Source organism: Arthrobacter sp. D5-1 (assembly GCF_017357425.1).
Lineage (GTDB): Bacteria > Actinomycetota > Actinomycetes > Actinomycetales > Micrococcaceae > Arthrobacter.
Genome location: NZ_CP014571.1, coordinates 3,129,711 through 3,154,219, shown reverse-complemented (window position 1 = coordinate 3,154,219; position 24,509 = coordinate 3,129,711). Strand labels below are relative to the sequence as shown.

Sequence of the window (24,509 nt, the reverse complement as noted above, 5' to 3'; positions counted from 1 at the left end):
TCCATACTGGGCTAAGCAGCGCTTCCGCTGCGGTGTTTGGGGTCCGCATTCGGGACGGCGATGACTGTGGCATATCCAAAAAAGAGCCCGGGGGACATCAAAGCCGGGCAGATGGTCTCGGTGACGGTCCTGGCCGAGGGGCCTATCGGCGCCCCGGGAGCACCTCCACTGACGGCACAGGTCCGTATCCCGGTTGAACGCCTCAGGCGTGGTCCCACCGGCCACCGCTACGCCGTCCATATCAGGAAGTGGCGTGGAACCACTGTGTCCCCGGTGACGCTGACGCAGCAAGGTGATCCCTGGCAGCTGATCTCGGAACCTCCGGCACCGGGTTTGCGTGAACTCCTGGATGACACACGTTTCCTGGCACAGCACGTCTACGGTGTGGCCATGAGTACCTTGGATATCTTCGAAACGACGCTCGGCAGGCGCATGCCCTGGAACCCGGAAGGGCGTGTGGTTCTCAAAGCGCGGGATCTGATCACTGCCACTGACACCGGCTACGAACGGGGAACCAACATCATCCGCTTCGGTTCGGTGGATCGGATGGGATACAAAGTCCCCACAGCCCTCTACCGGGACATCGTCGCCCACGAAGTGACACATGCCATCCTGGACGGGTTCCGGCCGGCGTGGGCCGACCACATGGCCACCACGGAGCAGCTGGCCATGCACGAGGCCTTGGCCGACATCGTGGCCATCCTTTCCGTCTTTTCTTCCCGCGACGTGGTGGCGCGGCAGCTTGAAGCGGCCGGCGGTGGGTTTGAGGCCGGGCAAGCAGTTGATGATGCCATCCTGATGCGTTCCCTTTTTGATTTTGCGCGTGACCTCTTCGCCCGCGGGCCACTGCGCGAGCCCTTCGTTGGCGCTGTGCCCGATGGCTGGCAGTCACTGCTGGAGCCGCATGCACGGGGTGCCGTGGTGGTGGGGGCGGTGCTCCGGGCCGTCCAACGTCTGTGGTCGGAGCGGAACGCGCGGTTCGGGGACAGCCAAGGTCTGCAACAGAAAGCCGAATCAGGCTCGATTGTGGCCACCCGGGTCCTGCGGATGGTGATCCGCGGACTCTCCTACATGCCACCTGTGGACGTCTCGTGGCGGGATCTCCTCCGCGGCATCATTGCAGCCGACCTCGACATGGTTCCCGAAGACAATCACGGATACCGCGAGGCGATCCAAAACGAGTTCTCCGCCATCGGAATACGTCGGGTCTCCTTGAACAACATCAGCGGCGTGGACAACTACCAGGGCCTCCGCTACCCCATCAGGCTTTCGGCCCTCGGCTCCGACCCCCAGGAGGTGCAGCGCTTTGTCTGGGAAAATCCCCGACTCCTGGAGGCGGCGCGGCTTGAGCGGCGTACACCCCTCAGTTCCACGCGCGTACGTACCTCTGAGCGTGTGTCCCCGGATGGATTCATTATTTCCGAGATAGGAGCCTCGTTCATCCAGACGGTCCGGATGAGCCGGCGGGAAGCATACGTCCGCCTCGGGTTGAAAACCCGGAGGGACTTCGTGGACATCCGCGGGGGAGGGCTGTTGCGTTTCGACGCCGGTGGCCGGCTGGTGTATGCGGCCCTCAAACCAGTGATGGACAGGGAACGCCAAGGGCAGATGTTCGGTTCGGACCAGCACCACGACGCTGAGGAGGCCGCCTCATCGGGGGTCCGGGACAAGTTCCATGGCACCGGGGACTAAGCTTTCGGCAGCCGGCGGACTTCCCCAGGCACCCAAGTCAGGCGCCCCACGCGGCCCTGCGTGCCGCCGTCGAGCCTTCCAGTTGGGCGATCTGATCGAAGCCGCCGGACTTGAGGCCCTTGCTGACCTGCTTCAGGATGTCGGCCCGCGCCACGGTACCGTCACCCATGAGGGCCTTCACAAAGTTGTAGGTAAAGGCGCCGTTGTACCGGCCCTCTATGAAGGCGTCGGCTGCAGTCTGGTCTGAGCGGCAGGCTGCCATCAGAACCGGTGCGGAGAGCTTGGCCGCCTTGACCATGTCCCGCAAGCTGCGGGTGTCCTTGGATTCATTGGCGATGGCTGCCCGGGGGCTGGGCGCCGGCAGGAAACGGGGACGGCGTCCGGGGAGGAGGTCCAATGACTTCAGGCCCGTTCCGCTGTGGCAGGTATCAAGCACAACATCCATCAGGACTCCCTTCGGCAGCCGGGCAAACAAGGATGCGAGTTCGTCGTCGGTGATCACCGTGCCGGGATCCCAGCGATCACCGGAGTTGTTGATGTCGTAGCACGCAAAGGCCTCATCCAAGCGGTCGCTTTCATCGCCGCTGGTGTCCGGCACTTGGGTTCCATGGCTTGAAAAGGTGAACACAATGTGGGTCACGGTACCCGCCACGGCAGCGTCCACCAAGGCATTGAGAGCAGCCATGACTGACTTTTTCACCGCTTTGGCGTCCCGCAGGACAGTGATGTTGGAACCTTCGAAGCCATAGTTTTTTTCGAGCATCGCTGCGAGGTCTTCGGCATCGTTGACGCAGCCGTTGAGCCAGCTGGCCTGGGGCAGAAATTTGAACTTGTTGATCCCTACACAAAGTGCTGCCTTGCTCATGTGCGTGTCCTTCGGGCGGTCTTTCAGTGAGTGGGGACTCGGAACCTACGATATTCCGGCGCATCCGTCGGAGCAATGGCCGGGAGGCGTTCGAAGAAAGCTACTGGAAAGTAAATTTTGTGTCTCAAATCACTAAAATGACGGTTCGCGGCCTGCGAAGTCTGGTTGAATCGAGGCACTAAGAGTGTGCGCCGTCACAAATATCCCACGGCGGCGCGCCGAATCCATCGAACAGAAGGTTCATCAGATGGCACTGAATAAGAAGGCCCTGCACGGCGCTATCGCGCTGGCGGGCATTTCCGCGCTCGCCCTGACGGCATGCACGGGACCCTCCGGCGGCGGCTCATCGTCCGCACCGGCTGCTGCAGGCCCCATCGCCTACGGCACCACAGACAAGGTCACGTCACTGGACCCCGCTGGATCCTATGACAACGGTTCGTTCATGGTGATGAACCAGATCTATTCCTTCCTCTTGAATTCCAAGCCCGGCGGCGCGGAACCCGTGCCCGACCTCGCGGAATCGTCGTCGTTCACGACGCCGTCCGAGTACACGGTCAAGCTCAAGTCCGGATTGAAGTGGGCCAATGGCCACACCTTGGACTCCAAGGACGTCAAGTTCTCGTTTGACCGCCAGGTGGCGATCAATGACCCCGCTGGTCCGGCGTCGTTGCTGACCAACATCGAGAGCGTCACGGCGCCCGACGCCACCACCGTGGTGTTCAAGCTCAAGAACGCCAACGACCAAACGTTCAGCCAGATCCTCAGCAGCCCTGCCGCGCCGATCGTCGACGACGAAGTCTTCCCGGCGGACAAAGTGCTTTCTGACGACGAGATCATCAAGGCCAACGCGTTCCACGGCCAGTACACCATTGACAGCTACAAGAAGAATGAGCTCGTCAGTTTCAAGGCCTTCGCCGACTACCAAGGCGTCCTGGGCAAGCCCGCAAACGACGCAGCCACCATCAAGTACTACGCAAGCCCCACCAACCTGAAGCTGGAAATCCAACAGGGAGCCATTGACGTTGCCTTCCGCAGCCTGAGCGCGACGGACATCGACGATCTCCGCAAGGACTCCAAGGTCAAGGTACTCACGGGCCCGGGTGGCGAAATCCGCTACATCACGTTCAACTTCGACACCATGCCGTACGGAACCAAGGCTGCGGGGGCGGACCCGGCCAAGGCGCTCGCAGTACGCCAGGCCGTGGCCAACCTCGTTGACCGCCAGGCCATTGCCGACCAGGTTTACAAGGGCACCTACCTGCCGTTGTACTCCAACGTTCCGAGTGGATTCCTCGGTGCCAACGAGTCGTTCAAGGACGCTTATGGTGATGCCGGCAAGCCCAGCCTGGACAAGGCCAAGAAAGTCCTGGCCGATGCCGGGATCACCGAACCCGTGGCCCTGAACCTCCAGTACAACCCGGACCACTACGGCGGATCCTCAGGTGACGAGTACGCCATGGTCAAGGAGCAGTTGGAGAAGTCCGGCCTCTTCACAGTGAACCTGCAGTCCACCGAGTGGGTCACCTACAGCAAGGCCAGCCGTGCCGATGAATACCCGTTGTTCCAATTCGGCTGGTTCCCGGACTTCAGCGATGCCGATAACTACCTGACGCCGTTCTTCCCTGAGGGTGGCTTCCTGAAGAACCACTACAACAACGCCACGGTGAACGAACTGATCAGCAAGCAGCTCACTGATGCGGACAAGACCAGCCGCGAGTCGACCATCAAGGAAGTCCAGAATGCGCTCGCCAAGGACATTTCCACGCTGCCCCTGCTCCAGGGTGCACAGGTGGCTGTGGTCGGAAGTGGCGTGAACGGCGTCGACAAGACGCTGGATCCGTCCTTCAAGTTCCGTCTGGGTGTCATTTCCAAGTAACTGCACCACTGAGACCAGAAGGCAGGCGGGACACTGATCCGGTGTCCCGCCTCCTTTGCTGACCACCACCTTGGCCGGCACGCATGAGCCAATCCCGCGCAATCCACGGGCAGGAAATACAGGTAATAATGACAACACATATTGAAGTACCCGAGGCCGATCCCGGGATCGTCGCTCCGAAGAGCAAGTCGAAAGCCGGGGGAGGGCTGGGCAGGTACATCGTGATCCGGTTCTTCCTGATCATCCCCACTGTCTTCATCCTCGTGACACTGGTGTTCTTCCTGATGAGGGTCATTGGAGATCCCATCACGGCATCACAAGGTGGCCGGCTTCCTCCGGATGTCCTGGCCCAGCGCATCCACGATGCCGGCTACGACCGCCCCATTCTGATCCAGTACTTCGAATACATCGGCCAACTCCTCACGGGCAATTTCGGCACCACCATTACGGACCGGCGTCCCGTGGTGGAAGTATTGACCACTTTCGGGGCAGCCACTCTTGAACTTTCCATCAACGCATTGATCGTGGCGCTCCTGGTGGGTATCCCCCTCGGTCTTATCGCGGCCCAGCACCGGGATAAGACTCCGGATGCGCTGCTGAGGTTCTTTGCGATCCTTTGTTATGCCACGCCGGTCTTTTTCGCAGGCCTGCTCCTCAAGCTCACGTTCTCAGTGTGGCTCGGATGGTTCCCGGTGGCAGGCCGTGCCTCCACCCGAACGGAATTGACCATGAGCGGCCTGGCCGCACCATCAGGTATCTACTGGCTGGACGCGCTCCGCAGCGGCAACTTCACGGCCCTGGGCGACATCGCTTCCCATGCGGTCCTCCCTGCCCTTGCCCTCGGCCTGCTCACCGCAGGCGTCTTCCTGCGCCTGGTACGCACCAACGTCATCGGCACACTGGGTAAGGACTACGTCGAGGCCGGGCGTTCCAGGGGTGTCAGCGAGTTCCGGTTGGTGACCAAGCACGCTTACAAGCCGGCGTTGATTCCCATCATTACCGTGATGGGCCTGCAGATTGCCCTCATGCTGGGCGGCGCCATCCTGACGGAAACCACCTTTGAATGGAAGGGGCTGGGGTACCAGTTGGTGCAGTACCTCAATGCCCGCGACTTTGTGGCCGTCCAGGGAATAGTTGTGCTGTTGGCCATCATTGTGGCCGTCACCAACTTCATCGTGGACATCATTGCCGCGCTCATTGACCCCCGAGTGAGGTACTGACCATGAGCATTCCTGCACTGACCGCACCCAAGCAGCCGTTCTTCTCCAGGCTGCCCGTCGTGTCCCATTACAAGAAGAGCGTTGGCCTCCAACGCGGCATGTTGATAGTGGGCCTCGTCCTGACCGGACTACTGATCTTCACCAGTATCTTCGCGCCACTGCTTGCCCCCTACGGCTACTCGCAGCTCAGCGATGCTTCCGGTTCCTTCCCCACCCAGGAAGCTCCAGGAGCCAAGCACCTGCTCGGGACCACCGTCAGCGGCTATGACGTCCTGTCCCGTGTTGTCTGGGGATCCCAGACCGCTGTCACAGTCATTGTTGTGTCAGTCGCCATGTCGATTTTCCTCGGCGTTGCCCTGGGCTTGCTCAGCGGCTACTTCGGCGGCTGGCTGGACCGGATCCTGGTGGTGGTGGCAGATGCCATCTATGCGTTCCCCACCTTGCTCCTTGCCATCGTCATCTCGATCGTCATCAGCCGGGGCCAGTCCAGCTTCTGGGGTGGCATCTTCTCCTGCGCTTTCTCCATCACGGTGGTCTTCGTGCCGCAATACTTCAGGGTGATCCGGGCTGAGACCATCCGTCTGAAAGCTGAACCGTTCGTCGAGTCGGCCAAGGTGCTGGGAGCTTCCAGCATGCGCATCATCGGGCGTCACATCTTCAAGAACGCCACGCGGACCCTGCCGCTCATGTTCACCCTCAACGCATCCGAGGCGATCCTCACCCTCGCGGGGCTGGGCTTCCTGGGCTTCGGCATTGAACCAACCTCTGCTGCTGAATGGGGGTTTGACCTGAATAAGGCGCTGGCTGATACCTCGTCCGGGATTTGGTGGACCGGTGTCTTCCCGGGCATCGCCATTGTGCTCACCGTCTTGGGCCTTACGTTGGTTGGCGAAAGCATTAACGACCTCAACGACCCCCGGATCCGTGGACGCAAGCGTGCGGGCGGGACGCCGGCAGCACCAACCCCGGCAACCCCCGCAGCACCAACAGCGGCGTCTGCGCCGGCAGAAACAGGTAAGCCATGACAACCAACCTTGGACACGTTTCGGACCAGGCCGGCAGCGGCCAGCCCGTCCTCACCATCGACCGGCTCCAGGTCACCTTCGCCACCGACGGCGGGGACGTCCACGCCGTCAAGGATGTCAGCCTTGACGTGAAAGCCGGCGAGGTAGTTGCGATCGTGGGGGAGTCGGGATCCGGCAAGACCGTGACCGCCAAGACCATACTGGGCCTGCTTCCTGAAACGGCCATCAGTTCCGGGGCTGTGCTGATCAACGGCAACAATGTAATCAGCGTCAGCAAATCCACGCTTCGCAAGATCCGTGGCCGGGATGTTGCCATGGTGTTCCAGGAGCCGTCCACCGCGTTGAATCCGGTCTTTACTGTCGGCTGGCAGATCGCCGAAGGCATCCGGGCACACGCGACGGACGGCAAACACGTCACGGCCAAGGAGGCCAAACAGCGGGCCACCGAGGCATTGCGCAAGGTGGGCATCCCGGACCCTGAAACACGGGTCAACTATTATCCGCATCAGTTCTCCGGCGGCCAGAAACAACGTGTTGTCATCGCGGCCGCGCTTGCCCTGAACCCGGGCCTGATCGTGGCCGACGAGCCGACCACTGCCCTGGACGTCACCGTGCAGGCGGAAATCCTGCAACTCCTCCGGGATTTGCGGGACAACTATGGCACCTCGATTGTCCTGATCACCCACAACATGGGCGTGGTGGCCGACCTGGCGGACCGGGTCGTGGTCATGTACCAGGGAGACGTAGTGGAGGAGGCCCCTTCCAGGGTCCTCTTCGCGGAACCCCGGGAGGACTACACCAAGAAGCTGCTGGCCGCCGTTCCGCATCTGGGACGCCATTCAGCCTCCGAAGGTGCCCGGGCCCGGCTTCATCAGGACGGCAAGGTCCTGGTGGAGGCGAAGAACCTCACCATCGAGTATCCCGGCCGTTTCGGCAGGCATGGATTCAAGGCAGTGGACAACGTCAGCTTTACGGTCTCGGAGAACGAGGTCTTTGGCCTGGTAGGCGAATCCGGTTCCGGCAAGTCCACCATCGGCCGGGCCATTGCGGGCCTGAACCGCGTGACGGGTGGCAGCTTGAAGGTACTTGGCTACGAGATGCTGGACTTCAAGGAACGCTCCTTCCGCCCTCTCCGAAAAGAGATCGGCTTCGTCTTCCAGGACCCGGCTGCCTCGTTCAACCCACATCTCACCATCGGTGAGTGCGTCGCCGAGCCCTTGATGATCCACACCAAACCGAGCGCGGCTGAGGCGAGGAAAAAGGTCGGCGAGCTGCTCGAGTCAGTCCAGCTGCCGGCGTCGTACGCGCAACGCTATCCGCACGAGCTGTCCGGCGGACAGCGGCAGCGCGCTTCCCTGGCGAGGTCGCTGGCGCTGAACCCGCGTCTCCTGATCGCCGACGAACCGACGTCCGCCCTGGACGTTTCGGTGCAGGCGAAAGTCCTGGACCTGTTCAAGGACATCCAGGAGCAGTTCGGCTTTGCGGCGCTCTTCATCAGCCACGACCTCGCCGTCGTGGATATGTTGTCGCACTGGGTGGGCGTGCTCTACAAGGGCCAACTGGTGGAACAGGGGATCGGCAACCACGTGATGGGATCACCGCAGCACGATTACACCAAGAGGCTCATCGCGTCCCTGCCGGTGCCGGACCCGGACGAACAAGCACGACGGCGGGAAGCCCACCGGGCGCTGCTGGGCGGCTAGGCCAGGCAACTGAATTCCGGAAGGAAGGAAAGGCACGTTCCGTGGCCAGGGGCGTGCCTTTCCTGGTGTCCGGACGGGAAGGTAACACCCGCGGCGCTACCGGCAAGCACCATAGACTGGGGTGCATGACCGAGCAGAACAATGCCCTTCCCGATGACGCCGATTCCTTCAACCCGGCAGCGAGTTCCCTGGCCGGCCAAGTGGACCGCGCCGTCATGGATGAGTTGCTGTCCATCCGGTCCAGCATCGACAACATCGACGCCACCCTTGTTTTCCTGCTCGCTGAGCGTTTCAAAGCCACCCAAAAGGTAGGCATCCTCAAAGCAACGCACAAGCTTCCAGCCGGAGACCCGGGCCGGGAGTCGGCACAGATTGCCCGCCTCCGCCGTCTCGCCGAAGATGCCCATCTGGATCCAGCGTTCGCAGAGAAATTCCTGAACTTCATCATCAGCGAAGTGATCCGCCACCACGAGGCAATTGCCGAGGATCACCAGATTTCCAGCCGGCAGGCTTGATCCATGGCACCAGTGAATGACCTGCGCGCCAGCGCAACTGCTCTGGGACCGTGGCCAGGCACCGATCCCGCCGAGGCAAGCCGGATCATCCGCGGCGAGCTCGGTGACCCCCACCTTCCATTCCTGCCCGAACTTCCGGACCGCGGAGTAGGCTCGGACGCCGTGGGCCGTTCGGGCTCCCTGCTGCTGGACCTGGCCCTCGACGTCCAGCCACACGGGTGGCGGCTTGTGGACCGGCCTGGGAAGGACGCCCAGCGTGCACGATCTGCACTGTCCACGGACATCAATATCCTGGCCGACGTAGCCGGAGCCGAGGACGTCTCCGCGTCTGAGTTCAAGATCCGGATATTGGGTCCCCTGACACTTGCTGCCAATCTGTACCTGCACAATGGAGAACGCGCGCTGCTTGACTACGGCGCCCGCCGCGACATTGCTGAGTCCCTGGCCGCCGGCGTGGGAGAGCACATCCGCCGGGTCTCCGGAGCAGTGCCGGGCGCTGGCATTGTGGTCCAGGTGGACGAGCCGGACATCGCCTCTGTCATGGCCGGGACCATCCCCACTGCAAGCGGTTACAGAACGCTGCGGTCGGTTTCCGGTGAAGAGGTCACAGGGGCCTGGCGGTTGGTGATCGAGGCACTTAAGGCGGCTGGCGTCGTCGAGGCCGTGGTGTCCGTGCCGGAGATCGAAGCGCCGATCGAACGGATTCTGGCTGCTGGAGCAGACGGCCTGGCCGTCCCCCTGAGGGCGCTGACCATGCGCCAGTGGGAACAGCTGGCCGCCGCCGTGGAAAGCGGCAAGCGTGTTTGGGCCGGTGCGCTGCCCACCCACGATCCGCAGGCCCAGCTGCCGCGGACTTCGGACATCGTGGAGAGTATCTGGAAGCCGTGGCGCCAGCTTGGCCTGCCCGCAGCGGGCCTGGCTGGACTGCGCGTCACCCCGTCCACGGGACTTGCCGGTTACACGCCTTCGGCGGCCATGGACGTATTGACGAAACTCACCCAAGTGGCCGACGGACTGGACCAAATGGCGCAAGGCTGACGGGCATCACTTGGCAGAGGCCTGAGGGGCCGCCCGGCGCTGGGCGGCCCGTCAGATCCGCTGTTGCCAGCGCTCCGGTTCTGCGTAGCGCGGGAGGGTCGTACCAGGGGCGGCTCCCGGCAGATACGGAGCCAACCGGTAATCGAAGCGTCCGGCATAGACCAGTACCAACCCAATCTGCGGCTGGATGACCTTGACCTGGATACGGTGTTTGCCCTCGGAGCTGTCCCACCATTGCTCGGCGTAAGCACGTGCGTCCAAGGCAGCCGGCAATGGAATCCGCAAAGGCCCCAGAAGCAGTCGGCTCGCTTTGGAAACACCACGAAGCCTGCCCTCGGCGGTGACGCTGACATCCAGATCCGTCACCAGCCGCCGATACCGTCCCACGTGGTCCACCAGGCGGGCCCGCTGCTTGTTGCTGCCCTGTCCGGGACCGGACACTATGGCACTCGTCGTATCGTGGAACAGCCGCGTCTTTGAGGGGAAGTAGATCTCCCGCCGTGCTGTAAGGGCTGGGCGTCCAAAGGGATCCACATGAGCGTGGTTCTCGATCCGGAACCGGATGCCTTCGCCGTATTCAGGAAAGAATGCTTCCTCACTGCCCGTGAGGGCAAGCAGGGGCCGCAACCATTTTTGCCGGCAGCCCACCACATCAAAGACGCCTTCGCCTATCCCGTAGAATCCGGAACCTGCTGACAGCGAAAAGTAATCCTGAAGCTCGGGAGCCAGCTTGGTGAAGTCATCGCCGAGTGCCAGCTGGTAAATGGGCGCATTCATGGCAGTCCTTTCTGGAGGTGGGAACTAGAGTCTGCCGGCCGCTTTGAGCCGGATATAGGTGTCAGCAAGCAGGGGTGGGACGTCAAGTGGTTCGGCATCCACCACTTCGGCGCCCAGCTGCCGGAGCTGGGCCGTGACCGCAGCACGTTCCAACAGGGCGCGTTCAGCCGCCGCGGCCCGGAATACCTGGCTTGCCGTAGTCCTTTCCTCCTTCATGGCCGCGAGCAGGGGATCCCTGACCGATGCCACCACCACCACATGTTGGCGGGACAATTGCGCCACCGTGGGGAGCAGGCCCTCTTCGGGGGCGCCGCCGTCGAGCGCTGTCAACAGCACCACCAGCGATCGGTGCGCCGAGACCGCCCTCACCTGTCCAGGAATCTGCTGCCAGTCCAGCTCGATCAGTTCTGCCTCCAACGGGGCCATGGCCTGGACCAGCTGGCCCAGCAAGTTGCTTTTGGATGCCGACTCGACCCTGGCACGCAACCTGCGGTCGTACGCGAGGAAGTCAACGCGGTCCCCTCCGCGTTCGGCCAGCACGGAAAGGAGCAACGCCGCTTCAATGCCGGTATCGAGGCGGGGTTCGTCCTCGATTCGGGCGGCAGCGGTGCGGGATGTATCCAGGACAATGACCACACGCCTGTCGCGTTCGGGGCGCCAGGTGCGCACCACCACGGAGGTGCGGCGCGCTGTAGCCCGCCAGTCGATGGAGCGGACGTCATCACCGCGCACGTAATCGCGAAGGGAATCGAATTCCGTTCCGGCTCCACGGATCTGTACGGCGGCCCTGCCGTCCAGTTCCCGGAGCTTTCGGAGCTTGGACGGCAGATGGCGCTTGGAGTGGAAAGGGGGCAGGACCCTCAGATGTCCGGGAAGCACACGCGTGCGCTGCCTGGCTGCCAGGCCGAGTGGCCCTTGGGACCTGATGGTGACATGAGGGCTGTCCAGGTCACCGCGGCGCCGGGGAACCAAGGCCACCCTCATGCGTCGCCGCTCGCCCGGGGGGACAACCACGGATTGAACATTGTCGATGGCGCCGGCAGAAGGCTGCCATGCATCCCTGACTTTCGCCCGCAGCGTCCGCCGGGTGGGGTTGGCAACTGTCACCACAGTCTCCACCTGGCCCTGCAGCGTCACGTTTCCCGGGTGCTGGCGCTCCAAGCCGAGACGTGCCGGTGACGCAGCCAGGAGCAGGTCAAGGACCAGCAACAGCAACAAACCCACGGTAACGAACAGGACTGTGCTCCAAGTCGGAAACAGCACCAGCGGAATGAGGCCGGCCAAGGCAATGACCACGAATCGACCCGTAATGGCCATTCAGGCCGCCTCGGTCAAGCGCGCGTCGGAAGTCATCCGTGCGCCCGAACCCACCTGCAAGCCCGAACTCACCTGCAAGCCCGAACCCACCTGCAAGCCCGAACCAACCTGCAAGCCCGAACTCACCGCGGCACCGGAACGGACGCCAGGATACTGCCGAGGACATCATCCACCTGGATGCCGTCCATCTGGGCTTCCGGTCGAAGGCCAACGCGGTGCCGCAGGCATGGCAAAGACAAAGCCTTGACGTCGTCCGGGGTGACAAAAGTCCGACCGGACAACCAGGCCCAGGCCTTGGACGTATTGAGCAGCGCTGTGGCACCACGGGGGGAGACCCCGAGGTGGAAGGACGGCGCGGACCTGGTGGCACGGACAACGTCAACGATGTACGCCAGGATTTCCGGGGCCACTGCTACGTGGGCTACTGCGGCCTGGGCGGCGGAAAGCTCAGCGGCGCCGGCCACCGGACGCACACCGGCTGCGGCAAGGTTCCTCGGATCGAAGCCGCTTGCGTGGCGCCGGATGACCTCGATTTCCTCGGCCCTTCCGGGCAAAGGCATGGTCAGTTTGAGGAGGAACCGGTCAAGTTGAGCCTCGGGGAGGGGATATGTGCCTTCATACTCCACTGGGTTCTGCGTCGCCGCCACGATGAACGGGCTCGGTAGCGGGCGGGAGACGCCATCCACGGAAACCTGGCGCTCTTCCATGGCTTCCAGGAGGGACGCCTGGGTCTTTGGAGGGGTACGGTTGATTTCATCCGCGAGCATGATGTTGGTGAAGACTGGGCCTTCGCGGAAAGTGAACTCCGACGTGTGGGAATCATAGACCAACGATCCTGTGACGTCACCCGGCATGAGGTCGGGGGTGAACTGGACACGTTTGGTATCCAGGCTCAAAGCCGTGGACAACGCCCTCACCAACAGGGTCTTGGCCACGCCTGGGACACCCTCCAAGAGGACGTGGCCCCCGCAGAGCAGCGCAATAAGCATACCGGTGACGGTAGGATCCTGGCCTACTACGGCTTTGCCCACTTCGGCGCGGACGTTCAGCAGCGACTGCCGGGCGGGGTCCTCCGGCGCAGAGCGGTGCCCGTTCCCTGAGGGATCGCCTCCTTGCGACACAGCCTGCTGCGGCAAGCCCTGGTGGGGCACATCCTGGTGGCGGACATCCTGCTGGGGCGGGACACCACCGGTGGGTTGGCTGTTGCTGTCTGTGTAGCTGTTCGGCTGGCTGCTCATCGGGCGGTCGCCTCCTGTTCGATTCGTTCGATCTGTTGTGCCCATTGCACCAGTTGTCCTTCGTTCTCCGGCCGGATATCGAGCAGCACCGACCTGACTTCTGAAGCGGGCCGCTCCACATGTCTGGCTGAGGCGTCCCCAATTGCCTCCGGGGTGGCATCCGCCCCGAGGTTGAAGTGCCGCGCCAAGCGGGCCAACGTGCCCGCCCGGAGATTCTCGGCCGCGCGCCCCACTGCCCGTGAGTCCTGATAGAGACGCGCCCTGCCTTCTGCGGTCTCAGCAGCCTTCACCACAACGGGGAGCGGCTCAAAAACCAGCGGGCCAAGGCGTCGACCCCGCCAAACAATGGCCAGGAGCGCCACGAATCCCAGCCACGGCCCCACAAACGCCAACCACCGGGGCGCCAACTCGTTCAGGGTAGGTGTTGAATCCGTCGCGCTGAGGTCACCAACTCCGGGCAAGTACCAGACAAGGTTTTGATCCTTGCCCAAGGTGCGGAGCGCGAGGGCTGCGTTGCCCTCTGAGGCGAGGTGCTGGTTGTCAACCACATCCGTACTGCCAAGGACCACCACCCGGCCGTCGCCGGATGCCGCATAGAGACCCGAGGCCGTCCCCGCGGCTGGGTAGCAAACTACGGGTCCTGAATAGATGAAGCCCTGGGCCGAGACCGTGCCCGCCGCTGCGGCATCGTCCTGGTCGCAGCGGGGTTCGAGACTCTTCGCTGATTCAGGAACCACGCCGCCGGGCCTGAAGTCCTGCTCCAGTGCGTTGAGGGTCCTGAGGCGCGGACTGACCAGCACCACGTGGTCCGCGGCATCGGTGATGCCTTCCAACTGTGCCCGGTCGAGGAAGCCGCGGGGGTCGTAGAGGAGGACCGTGGCGTTATCCCGGTCGGCCAAGGCATCCATGGTCTCCGCCAGGGTGTCCGTAGCTGTCACTGCCACGCCGTGGCGCCCCAGTATTTCGGCCAAGGCCATGGCGCCATCCGGGGCCGGATTCCGGGAGGACAGCGGCCGCGGATCCTTGGCGCCCGAGACACTCGAGACGACCAAGTAGGTCACTAAGCCGGCCAAGAGTGCGCCAATGAGGATCCATGCCAGATGTTTCCGGAACCAGACGCGAAAACCTTTGCCGGCGGGCTGCTGGAGGGCAGCGGCTTCGCCTTGGACCATGTTGTCCTTCGCCATGGATGTGGTCATTTCGGCACCGCGAATCCGGTGTGTGCCTGTCCGGAAAAGTCTGGCTTCATCTCCAGCAGGTCGGCATCGAGTCCGCGAACATCCTCGTAGTCAGTCGCTGTTGCACCCTGCTCGCCATAGCGCACAGCGTCAAAAAGGCGGGCGGCTGCATCCAGCCGGAACTGCGCGGCGCCGAACACCTGTCCAAGCTGGCCTGCCGCTTCGTCAGCTGTCCGCCCGGCGCGCGGGTCAATGATGTCACGCTCCTCCGCGGAACGGACCAGCGCCCGGAACTGGTCGACGACGGCGGCCGGGTAGTTGCCGTGGTCGGCCGCGGTTGCCGCACGCCTCCGGTAGCCTTCCGAATCCACACTGTCGTCATCCCCATAGATGTCCACTGCAGCGGCTTTTCGGCGAGCATTCAACCTGGGCCGGACCACAACAACCGCAGCGATGATGATCGCAATCGCCACAGCGATCATCAGTGGAACAGCAAGGTCTGGTCCCTGGCCCATCCCGTCGCCATCCAAGGACGACAACCAGTCGAGGAAATCGCGCCATAACTGCTCCAGCCAAGGAGGTTGGGCGTCCGGGTATTGGGGTTTGGAGAGTTCTTCGGCCGCCCAGCGCCGACCTTCCTCGCGGTCCGGCGTTACGGGCGGTTCCATGGCAGCCACGGTGGTGGATGCATCCAACAGCCTCAGGGTCATGCCGGCGGCCGTGGCCCGGACGGAGGCGCAGACGGGAACTGCCCGCCGTTCGGCGGCCACATGGGGGCTTGGGGCTGGGTCGGCGGATTTTGGAGGGTGGCCGACGGGTATCCGGGTTGCGCCGGGTTTGCGGGTTGCGCCGGGTTTCCGGCTTGGGCTGGCGGGCCGCCCGGCACGCCATCAGGATCGGCGCCGGTTTCCATCAGCCGCATCAGCTCAACGTCCAAACCATCCCGGCGCATCCGCAGATCCATATAGATCAAGGCGAACACCGAGGCTTGGAAAGCGAACGTCACGGACCCCACCAGAGCGCCGATCGCTGAAGAAATCACAGTGGTGATCACCAGGGTGGAAGCAACCGACTCAGCGTCCGGGTGGGGAGTAACCACCTCGCCAATGGCCGCCGCTGCCAGGGAAGCCGGGATCTGGACAATCTGGGCGATGACGCCCACCATGATGGCGACCACAAGGGTGATGCCGAAGATCCGCCACCAGTTGTTCCTGGTCAGCTGCCAGGACCTGAGAAGTCCGCCGTAGACACCTGTCCGCTCAACCACGATCGCGGCGGGGGCCAGCATCACCTTCAGTCCGATCCAGACGAAGGCCACTACCGATCCAAGGCCCAGAGGCAAGACAAGGAGCAGGGCTCCGGGACCCATGGCAGTGAACAACAGCACCGCAATCCCCACCACCGCAGTTGCTGCCAAAAGCCCGCCGAGTGTCAGCAGGAGTGCAACGCCCAGCAGCGGCCAGATCTTTCGGCCGGCAAGTTTCCACATCTGCTTGAAGCCTGTGCGCCGGTTGAGGACCGAGCGCGCCACCGGCACCACCAGGACACCTTGAAGGACCGAACCAAGGAAACCGATCAGGACCGAGACACCCAAAGTGCCGGCCATGATGGCCAGGAAGGGACCCATGGCTTCGGTGAATTCCGCCTCAGTGCTGACGGATTCAAAGGACATTGACAGCTGGAACATGCCCACTGTGACGATCCCGATGAACACCGCACCGAGTGCTTGTACGATCAGTGCTGATCCAAACATGGAAGCGGCATTGCGACGGATTGTCTGGAACGAACCATCCAGGATCTCGCCGAATTGCAGTGGACGCAAGGGAATTATGCCCGGCTTGGGGGGAGCGACGTAGAGGGGTTGTCCATAAGGAGGCACCGGTGGCCAACCGGGTGCCGGTTGACCCTGGCCATATGGTCCACCGCTCTGGGGAGCTGCCCATGCCGGGGGACCGCCCCACTGCGGCTGGTTGCCCCACTGCGGCTGGTTCCCCCACCCGGGCTGATTGCCCGGCGATGGATGGTGGCCATGCTCTGGCTGTGACACGATATCCTCCCCATAAGACCCGGCGCGCCGGCATCCGACGTCCCCCATACGGACCTTGGCACCCAGCCTATAGTCCCGCCGTCGTCCCTCATAGCCTGACGCCCGGCCAGCCATGGCAGATGGGCCGCCACTGTTGTGCAGTACGGTGGAAGTTGCCCTTGGGGCGCCATGCCGTGCGCCGTGCCCAACGGGACAAAGACTTGGTGATAAGGGAATATATAACTATGAAGGCACGCATTCTGGTAGTTGACGACGACGAAGCGCTCGCAGAGATGATTGGCATCGTCTTGCGCAATGATGGCTTCGAGCCGGTGTTCTGCGCAGATGGCGGCCAGGCCCTGGAGGTCTTCCGTTCTTCCAAGCCGGACTTGGTGCTCCTGGACCTCATGCTGCCGGGCTCCGACGGCATCGAGGTGTGCCGGCAAATCCGCGGCGAGTCCGACGTCCCCATCGTCATGCTCACGGCAAAGTCCGATACTTCCGACGTGGTCCGGGGGCTTGAATCCGGTGCCGACGATTACGTGCCCAAGCCCTTTAAGCCCGCCGAGCTTGTGGCGCGTGTTCGTGCGCGGCTCCGCCCGGGCGATCAGAAGGCCCCCGAAACCCTGCGCATTGCCGACGTGACCATCGACGTCGCCGGCCACTTGGTCACCCGCGGCGGCGAGCGGATTTCCCTGACTCCCCTGGAGTTCGATCTCCTGGTGGCACTGGCGCGGAAGCCTTGGCAGGTCTTTACCCGCGAACTCCTCCTCGAGCAGGTTTGGGGCTACCGCCATGCCGCGGACACGCGGTTGGTCAATGTCCACGTCCAGCGTCTGCGCTCCAAGATTGAACGCGACCCGGAGGCGCCCGAGGTCGTTTTGACGGTGCGTGGTGTCGGATATAAAGCAGGTTCCTGAGTCCCCGGTCGGCAAGACCGGCGCGGCAGGAGAGGGCCCTGATACTCAGGGGCAGGACGGGGCCGGTGTCCACCAGATGACACCGGCTGAGTCAACGACCTCCGAACCGGCGCTTGCCCCGTCCCCCGATCCGTCCGGTGGGGAGTCCGCCTCACCGTCCCCGGAGCAAACGGCGTCCTCCGGGCCACCGGTACGGAGCATGCGGACCCTGCCGTGGATTATTACCCGGGCGAGGATCTGGACGCGGCGCGGACTCATCCTGGTTCTTCGGGTTTCCCGGCTGGTATCCCTCGGCATCCGGCAGATCAGGCCGGGAATTCGCTACCTCTGGCGCTCAGTGCTCCGGCGCTGGCGGCGCTCACTGGAGTTCCGGACAGTCCTCACCACCTTGCTGCTGGCGGTGACATCCTTCGCAATCGTGGGCGCCTACCTGTCCAACCAGATCGCGAACAACCTTTTCCAGGAACGTCTGGCCCAAGCGGAATCCGAGTCGCGCTACAACGTCAAGCAGGTTCAAGACACGTTCGACGGCGCGCAGGTCACCGATCAGTCCAGCGTCATCACCCTGGTTTACGACACCTTGACCGCCGTTGAAGGTCGCGGTTCGGTCATCCAACGCCGCTACGTCTTTGAAGCGAAACCTGAACAGACCAAGCCCCGCAACCGCTGGGTCGAGTCACGTGCATCCGATCAACTGACGGTCCGGGTTATTCCGCCGGAGTTGCGGAAGGCCGTCCAGGAAGGCGGCAAGCAGCAGTTCTGGGCCTCCACCCAGTTCCCCGTCGGTAATGAGGACCGCCCCGGCATAGCGGTCGGAAACATGGTGACGTTCAATGGCACGTCCTATGAGCTGTACCTCATCTACGACCTCAATACCGCCCAGCAGACGTTGGACGAAATCCAGAACGTCCTCTGGGCAGGCGGGGCAGCGCTGGTCCTCATGATCGGGGCGATCGCCTGGTACGTCACACGCAATGTGGTCAGTCCTGTCAGCCACGCCGCCGTGGTCTCCGAAAAGCTTGCGGCAGGACAGCTCCAGGAGCGCATGGTGGTCAAGGGCGAGGACGAGGTCGCGAGATTGGGCGCCTCGTTCAACCATATGGCTGCCAGCCTCCAAGAGCAGATCACCCAACTGGCCACTTTGTCGCAGATGCAGCAGCGGTTTGTCTCCGATGTCTCGCATGAACTGCGGACGCCGCTCACCACTGTCCGAATGGCTGCCGAGGTCCTCTTCGACGCCCGTGACGACTTTGACCCCATGAACAAACGGTCTGCTGAGCTGCTTTACCACCAGGTTGAGCGCTTTCAGTCGTTGCTTTCCGACCTGCTGGAGATTTCCCGCTTCGACGCCGGGGCAGCTGTTTTGGATGCAGAACCCCAGGACATTTTCCAAGTCATCTCCCACGTCATGGACGGCGCCGCGCCTGTCGCCGCAGAGTACGGCTCAGAGGTTAGGCTGAACGCCCGGCAAAAGAGCATCGTGGTGGAAATGGACTCCCGGAGGATTGACCGGATCCTCCGTAATTTGCTGCTCAACGCCCTGGAACATGGAGAAGGCAAACCGATTCACATATCCGTGGCGGCCAACCACGACGCTGTGGCAGTCTCCGTGAGGGACCACGGCATCGGAATGACCCAGGCAGAGGCTGCAAGGGTTTTCGACCGATTCTGGCGTGCAGATCCTGCACGCGCCCGGACCACCGGCGGCAGCGGCTTGGGCCTCTCCATCGCCGCCGAGGACACCAAACTGCACAACGGCTGGCTTCAGGCTTGGGGGCGCAAGGGGGCCGGTTCCAATTTCCGGTTGACCCTGCCCCTTCGCCAAGGTGGCACCATCGTGAAATCACCGCTTCAGCTTGAACCTGCTGACATCGAATTCCCCGGCACCGCAAGTGAGCGGCACATGCTCATCCTGGGTACAGAGTCCGGAAGTGCCCCGCAATCGTCCCACTCCGCTGCAGGAAAAGCTGCGGCTGATGACGGCTCATTCGGGGAGGGGGACTGAACATGGTAAGTCTCCGGCGTTCACGGGCGGTTGTGGCAGTCCTGGCGGTGCTGATGGTGTTGCTGGCTTCCTGTGCGCAGATTCCACGGTCCGGTCCTGTAGGCAAGAGCAAGGATGAGGGAGCAGGCAATCCCAATGCGCCGGTCTTCTTTCCGGCGGCCCCGCGCGCGGGTTCGAGTCCGGAGACTGTGATCGAGGACTTCTACATGGCAGGCAGCGGTTATGAGGACGATTACCCTGTTGCCCGCCAGTACCTGACGCAGGCACAGTCCGTCACCTGGAAACCAGACAAGCGAGCCATCGTTTTTCGCGAGGCGCAGGTAGTCAAGGCAGCGGGGGAGAACGAGTACCTCTACGAATTGGACCTCGCCTATTCGGTGGATGCCGATGGCGTGGCAACGCAATTCCCGCCGGGTACCAAGGAGACCATTCCGCTGACTCTTGAGCAGGTGGAAGGCCAATGGCGGATTTCCAAGGTGCCCGACGGGACGGCCATACCGGAAGAGACGTTCAAGGTGATTTATGGGGCCTTCCCCATCTACTTCTACGACCCCACATTTACCTACGCCGTGCCCGACTACCGTTGGTTCATCAAGAAGAACACGGTCAAGTCCATGACTTCTGCCGTGCTGGCCGGCCCTGCTCCGTACCTCCGGGGGGCAGTTGTCAGCGCCTTTCCTTCCGGCATAAAACTCGCACGGGAATCCGTTCCGGTCGTGTCCGGATCTGCACAGGTGGACCTCTCTGCCAAAGAACTGTTTGATGCCTCGGCGGAGGACCGCCAAAGGATGCAGAACCAATTGGCATTGACTTTCCGTGACCAGCCCGATGTCATCAACGTCCAACTGCGGGCGGATCAGGACCTGGTACGGGTTGAGGACAACGGCACCGTGTTGCCTCCCGTAGTGGACAAGAGCGTTCCGGCACGCCAGATTGCCGTGAGCAACGGCGACTTGGTGCGGTATGAGAACAACCGGATGACTCCGCTTCCGGACATACAACCCGTGTCCGGATTGGGTCCCCACTCGCCGGCTGAGTCCCCCGTGTCCCAAACGGCCGCGTTCCTCAATGGTGACAAGACAACTCTGTACGCAATCGAACCCGGGCAGCCCGCGCGCCAGCTGACTACCAGGAGCACGCTCACGGGGCCATCATTCAGCCCACACGACTGGGTATGGACCGCAGGGCCGGGCGCCAACGGGGCTGCCGAAGTGGTGGCCTTCAAACCGACGGGCATTGCACCTGGCATGGCCGTTCCCAATGTCACCATCACCCCTGCCTGGCTGTCCGGGCGGACCGTGAAGGACTTCAGGGTTTCCAGGGAAGGGACCAGGGCGCTGGTCATTTCTGCAGCAAACGGAAAGTCAACGGTGCAGATCACCGGAATAGTCCGGAATGCCGACGGCGTGCCCAAGGACCTCACATCGCCCATCACATTGGTCAGCACCGGATCCGCTGACCAGGGAGTCTGGGTCAACAGTTCCACAGTGGCTGTGATGTCCGGATCGGCGACAGGAACCGTGGTTCCTGAGCTGCTTTCGCTCGAATCGGGCGAGCCGCAGCAATTGGCCCCTTGGGACGGCCTGACCAGTCTCAGTGCCGGGAACGGCTCCGAGCAGATTTATGGGCAGTCCGAGGCCGGGGTGTTCCAACGGGTCGGGAACGGATGGGAGCTCCAACTCAAAGGGCCCACGGAACCCGCCTTCCCCGGATAGGCTGCCGTCAAATCGTGCCGGATGTCCACATAGGGTGCAACGTGGCTTCCGGCGAGGGCTGCGTCCGCGCAGGCTTGCAACATGATCAGACCAGATACGGGGACAGCGCCAGGCATTGGGACTGGGACTGACTCTGTCGTTGGGGCAGGCGCCGTCGTCGGGAGAGGCTCTGACCAGGGTGCTGCTCCCGAACCCAATATCGGGACACGCGGGCGGCCGCCTCTGCGGGTACGCGACCCGGACCTCTACCCGGTGGATCCCGTACGGGCCCGTCGTCGTGGTCCGGACCAACGGGGGCTCGGCCGGTTGCTGGTGGTGCTCCAGGGTACGGCTGTCGATCTGCTGGGACTGCTGGTCCCGGTGGATTGTGTCTGCTGTTCAGCGGAGGACACCGTGTTATGTGGCGGCTGCGCCAAGCGCGTCCGCCAACTCTGCAGCCAACCCTTCCGCGCGGAACGGGAATCGCCCGCATTGGTGGAGACGGATGGCACAGCGAGGATCGGGGTGGTGGCCGCGGGCCCATACCGTGATGAGCTGGCACAGTGCCTCCTGTCCTTCAAACGCTTCGGCCAGTGGCGCTTGGCCGGGGTCTTGGCGCCATGTCTGGGCAAAGCGGTCGAACGGGCCATCGGAGGCAAATCCGGATTGTGCCTCGTACCAATTCCTACCAGCGGCCGGGCGTACCGAATGCGGGGATTCAGTCCGCTGCACCTGTTGCTTTTCTGCCTGCGGATGCGGGGCATGGTGCCGGAATGCCCAAGCTTTGACGCGCTTGAGAAGAGGCGCGGTTCGCCGGCAGCCTACATCAGCAGGGATTCCATCAAGACCCTGCTTGCCCGGGCCGCCGATTCTCTCGCCGGTAAGGGGACAGGGGGCTCCGGCGCAGGGCAAAAAGGACTGGGACGAGGTGCGCGGGCCAGCAGGGTCCGTGGATCCATGCGCGTGAGAAGCCGATTTCGCAAAGAGATCAGGGGCAGGAGATGCATTCTCGTGGACGATGTCCTCACTACCGGGGCCACCCTTGCAGAAGCGATGAGGGCGGTGGAAACCGCGGGGGGAGTGGTCTGCGGGGCTGTTGTCCTCGCGGCCACGAGGCCACCAGCCTATGCTTTCAACAGTGCAAGGCGCGATCCCTGTTAAGTCCTTAAGACTCAATCAAAAAATAAGTGACTAAAGGATGAATAACGCGTGGCGATGAACTAACGTCGGTTGTGGGTACCAAGAACAGATGTACCTGTCGATAGCGGCTCGGAAAGGGGCTCGACTGTCCGTCAGACTAGCCCCCACCAGCGTCGTTGTCGTGTCACCTGAGTTATTTGGAGGGCACCATGGAGTTCATGATCAGCGGACGAAATCTCACAGTTTCTGACCGCTTTCGCGAATACGCCGGCGAGAAAATCTCAAAGATTGAATCGCTGGGGGATAAGGTCCAGCGAGTCGACGCAAAGGTTTCCAAGGAAACCAACCCGCGCCAGACGCCAGGCCAGCTCACCGTAGAAGTGACAGTCCTGGGCCGCGGCCCCGTCATCCGTGCCGAGGCGACAGCCGCTGACAAATTCGCTGCCTTCGATCTCGCGTACAACAAGCTTCTTGAGAGGCTTCGCCGTGCGAAAGACCGGAAAAAGGTGCACCACGGACGCCACACGCCGAAAGCCGTGCGGGAGGCCACCGCAACACTCGAGCCAGCCAGCGCGAGCGAACCACTCTACGTCGAGGCGAGCAACCACCAGGAATCCGTTCCCACCGCAGACGAGCGTTCTCCTTATGAGATCGAGAACGATATTCCGGCAGGCGATTCACCCGTCCTGATCCGCCGGAAAGTCTTCCCCGCAGCTTCCCTGACACTGGATGACGCTGTGGACAATATGGAACTCGTTGGCCACAACTTCTACCTTTTCCTGGACAAGGAAACCAACGCGCCGTCGGTTGTCTACAGGCGCAATGGCTGGACCTACGGAGTAATCACCCTCGACTCCACCTGCGAACCGGGCGAGGAGGCTGTGGAAGAGAAGATCCACGCTTACCGTTCCGATGATGAGGCGTCCACCGCCAAGTAGGCCCACTTTTCCTGCATGAAGGGACTTCCATGACCGCTTCGCTGAGCCTGTCACAGGCACGGCGGATCGCATTGGCAGCTCAAGGATTGGCAAAGACCCGGCCCGCCGGCCCCGTGACATCACGGGCGGTGGGCCGGACCTTTGCCCAACTCCAGCTTGTCCAAATCGACTCCGTGAACGTGGTGGCACGAAGCCACTACCTGCCGTTCTTCTCCCGTCTGGGTGACTACGACCCCCGCATCCTCCATGCCATGGCCGGGCGGAAACCCCGCAGGATGATGGAGTACTGGGCACACGAGGCAAGCTTTATCCGCCCGGAGCACTTTCATGACCTCCTGGTGTGGCAAAAGCGGGGCTGGGTGGGCGCCCACAACCTTGAGCCCCTTGTCCGTCAGGACATGGAAGGCCGTATTCTTGCTGCACTCACAGCCGGACGACCCATGACGGCCTCCGAACTGACGGCCGAGCTCGGACACAATGAGGAAGCTGACCGTGGCAACTGGGGATGGAATTGGAACATCGTTAAGCGGGTCCTTGAACATCTGTTTGAACAGGGACGGATTTCTGCCGCCTCACGCACACAGCAATTCGAACGCAAGTACACCCTGACCTCCAAGGTTGTTCCTGCCATGGCACAGCCCGGGGGCACTCCCGAAGAAGCGCTCGACCGCCTGATGGACGCGGCCGCCCAGGCACATGGCATCGGCACTGTACGCTGCTTTTCCGACTACTTCCGTACGCCCCTGAAAGCCGGAGCGGACTCGGTCCAGCGATTGGTCCGTGCAGGGCGCCTCCATCCGGTCTCTGTGCGTGGTTGGGACAGGGAAACCTACAAACACGTCAATGCCAGGATTCCACGCAGGGCCGTCGGGCGTGCACTGCTGAGCCCGTTCGACTCGCTGGTCTTTGAGCGACGGCGTCTTGAGGAACTGTTCGGCTTCCACTACCGGATTGAGATCTACACCCCCGCGGCCAAGCGTAAGTTCGGCTACTACGTTCTCCCATTCCTCCTCAGGGATGATGTCGTGGCAAGAGTGGACTTGAAGGCTGACCGTGCGTCCGGCCAGCTCCTGGTGCGTTCGGCGTTCGCGGAGGTTGGCGCTCCGGCGGATACCGCCGTCGAGCTTGCTGCCGAACTGGAACTCATGTGCGCCTGGCTCAGGCTGCAGGAGGTAGTGGTGTGGCCCGTGGGGGACCTCGCCGGCGTTCTTACCCAGGCTGTCGCGGACCGCGCTGATGGCCGGGGCGGGCCGCTGCATGCGGACAGTCCGCTCAGAGGGGAACGCGGCCACGTGGCGCTGGTCTCTCCCGTAGACTGAAACAGCCAGAATTCGGCAGCATG

20 protein-coding genes are annotated in these 24,509 nt (G+C 62.8%); 13 read left to right on the top strand and 7 right to left on the bottom strand.

The genetic code is table 11. The annotated features are described in order from the left end of the window. The first annotated feature begins 66 nt into the window (after positions 1-66). On the top strand, positions 67-1,692 hold the full coding sequence (locus AYX22_RS14450) for a hypothetical protein (protein WP_207594045.1): 1,626 nt from the start codon (positions 67-69) through the stop codon (positions 1,690-1,692). 37 nt (positions 1,693-1,729) lie between these two features. Here the strand turns inward: AYX22_RS14450 and AYX22_RS14445 are convergent, their stop codons facing one another. Beyond that, on the bottom strand, positions 1,730-2,557 hold the full coding sequence (locus AYX22_RS14445) for a caspase family protein (RefSeq protein WP_207594044.1): 828 nt from the start codon (positions 2,555-2,557) through the stop codon (positions 1,730-1,732). 247 nt (positions 2,558-2,804) lie between these two features. Here AYX22_RS14445 and AYX22_RS14440 point away from each other — a divergent pair, with 247 nt between their 5' ends. The 6 genes from AYX22_RS14440 (at position 2,805) to AYX22_RS14415 (ending at position 9,934) form a co-directional block, all read left to right on the top strand. After that, positions 2,805-4,433 (top strand): ABC transporter substrate-binding protein, encoded by a 1,629-nt coding sequence (locus tag AYX22_RS14440; RefSeq protein ID WP_207594043.1) that lies wholly within the window; start codon positions 2,805-2,807, stop codon positions 4,431-4,433. A gap of 128 nt (positions 4,434-4,561) precedes the next feature. Continuing rightward, entirely contained in the window at positions 4,562-5,653 is a 1,092-nt protein-coding gene (locus AYX22_RS14435; RefSeq protein WP_207594042.1) for an ABC transporter permease, read from the top strand. A gap of 2 nt (positions 5,654-5,655) precedes the next feature. Next, a complete protein-coding gene (locus AYX22_RS14430; RefSeq protein WP_242703340.1) occupies positions 5,656-6,678 on the top strand; it encodes an ABC transporter permease in 1,023 nt (340 codons plus the stop codon). Continuing rightward, complete coding sequence (locus tag AYX22_RS14425; protein ID WP_207594041.1) at positions 6,675-8,381, top strand: ABC transporter ATP-binding protein; 1,707 nt, start codon at positions 6,675-6,677, stop codon at positions 8,379-8,381. Before AYX22_RS14430 ends, AYX22_RS14425 begins: the two co-directional genes overlap by 4 nt. 125 nt (positions 8,382-8,506) lie before the next feature. Next, positions 8,507-8,896, top strand: a complete 390-nt coding sequence (locus tag AYX22_RS14420) for a chorismate mutase (protein WP_207594040.1) — start codon at positions 8,507-8,509, stop codon at positions 8,894-8,896. Positions 8,897-8,899: 3 nt separating this feature from the next. Beyond that, the gene (locus AYX22_RS14415; RefSeq protein WP_207594039.1) at positions 8,900-9,934 is read left to right on the top strand and encodes a hypothetical protein; all 1,035 of its coding nucleotides are present in this window, start codon (positions 8,900-8,902) and stop codon (positions 9,932-9,934) included. Between the two features lie 51 nt (positions 9,935-9,985). Here AYX22_RS14415 and AYX22_RS14410 read toward each other — a convergent pair whose 3' ends face one another. The 6 genes from AYX22_RS14410 to AYX22_RS14385 form a co-directional block, all read right to left on the bottom strand. Then, the gene (locus tag AYX22_RS14410) at positions 9,986-10,711 is read right to left on the bottom strand and encodes a DUF4166 domain-containing protein (RefSeq protein ID WP_207594038.1); all 726 of its coding nucleotides are present in this window, start codon (positions 10,709-10,711) and stop codon (positions 9,986-9,988) included. Positions 10,712-10,735: 24 nt separating this feature from the next. Continuing rightward, complete coding sequence (locus AYX22_RS14405) at positions 10,736-12,028, bottom strand: DUF58 domain-containing protein (protein WP_207594037.1); 1,293 nt, start codon at positions 12,026-12,028, stop codon at positions 10,736-10,738. A gap of 122 nt (positions 12,029-12,150) precedes the next feature. Next, positions 12,151-13,266, bottom strand: a complete 1,116-nt coding sequence (locus tag AYX22_RS14400; protein ID WP_207594036.1) for a MoxR family ATPase — start codon at positions 13,264-13,266, stop codon at positions 12,151-12,153. Beyond that, positions 13,263-14,465 carry a DUF4350 domain-containing protein gene (locus AYX22_RS14395; protein ID WP_207594035.1) on the bottom strand — a complete coding sequence of 401 codons (1,203 nt, stop codon included), beginning with the start codon at positions 14,463-14,465 and terminating at the stop codon, positions 13,263-13,265. The genes AYX22_RS14400 and AYX22_RS14395 overlap by 4 nt, the downstream gene beginning before the upstream one ends. Next, positions 14,462-15,154 (bottom strand): DUF4129 domain-containing protein, encoded by a 693-nt coding sequence (locus tag AYX22_RS14390; RefSeq protein WP_207594034.1) that lies wholly within the window; start codon positions 15,152-15,154, stop codon positions 14,462-14,464. The genes AYX22_RS14395 and AYX22_RS14390 overlap by 4 nt, the downstream gene beginning before the upstream one ends. Further along, positions 15,151-16,266 carry a proline-rich domain-containing protein gene (locus AYX22_RS14385; protein WP_242703339.1) on the bottom strand — a complete coding sequence of 372 codons (1,116 nt, stop codon included), beginning with the start codon at positions 16,264-16,266 and terminating at the stop codon, positions 15,151-15,153. The genes AYX22_RS14390 and AYX22_RS14385 overlap by 4 nt, the downstream gene beginning before the upstream one ends. Positions 16,267-16,715: 449 nt before the next feature. Here AYX22_RS14385 and mtrA point away from each other — a divergent pair, with 449 nt between their 5' ends. The 6 genes from mtrA (at position 16,716) to AYX22_RS14355 (ending at position 24,486) form a co-directional block, all read left to right on the top strand. After that, positions 16,716-17,390: an MtrAB system response regulator MtrA gene (mtrA, locus tag AYX22_RS14380; protein WP_014922244.1), complete on the top strand. Its 675-nt coding sequence runs from the start codon at positions 16,716-16,718 to the stop codon at positions 17,388-17,390. A 199-nt stretch (positions 17,391-17,589) separates the two neighbouring features. Continuing rightward, a complete protein-coding gene (mtrB, locus tag AYX22_RS14375) occupies positions 17,590-19,395 on the top strand; it encodes an MtrAB system histidine kinase MtrB (RefSeq protein WP_242703639.1) in 1,806 nt (601 codons plus the stop codon). Between the two features lie 2 nt (positions 19,396-19,397). Further along, the gene (locus tag AYX22_RS14370; protein WP_207594031.1) at positions 19,398-21,110 is read left to right on the top strand and encodes an LpqB family beta-propeller domain-containing protein; all 1,713 of its coding nucleotides are present in this window, start codon (positions 19,398-19,400) and stop codon (positions 21,108-21,110) included. 81 nt (positions 21,111-21,191) lie between these two features. Further along, the gene (locus AYX22_RS24365) at positions 21,192-22,250 is read left to right on the top strand and encodes a phosphoribosyltransferase family protein (protein ID WP_207594030.1); all 1,059 of its coding nucleotides are present in this window, start codon (positions 21,192-21,194) and stop codon (positions 22,248-22,250) included. A 188-nt stretch (positions 22,251-22,438) separates the two neighbouring features. Next, positions 22,439-23,167, top strand: coding sequence for a ribosome-associated translation inhibitor RaiA (gene raiA, locus AYX22_RS14360; RefSeq protein ID WP_207594029.1), 729 nt, complete (start codon positions 22,439-22,441; stop codon positions 23,165-23,167). A 29-nt stretch (positions 23,168-23,196) separates the two neighbouring features. Next, a complete protein-coding gene (locus AYX22_RS14355; protein WP_207594028.1) occupies positions 23,197-24,486 on the top strand; it encodes a crosslink repair DNA glycosylase YcaQ family protein in 1,290 nt (429 codons plus the stop codon). Positions 24,487-24,509: the final 23 nt, after the last annotated feature.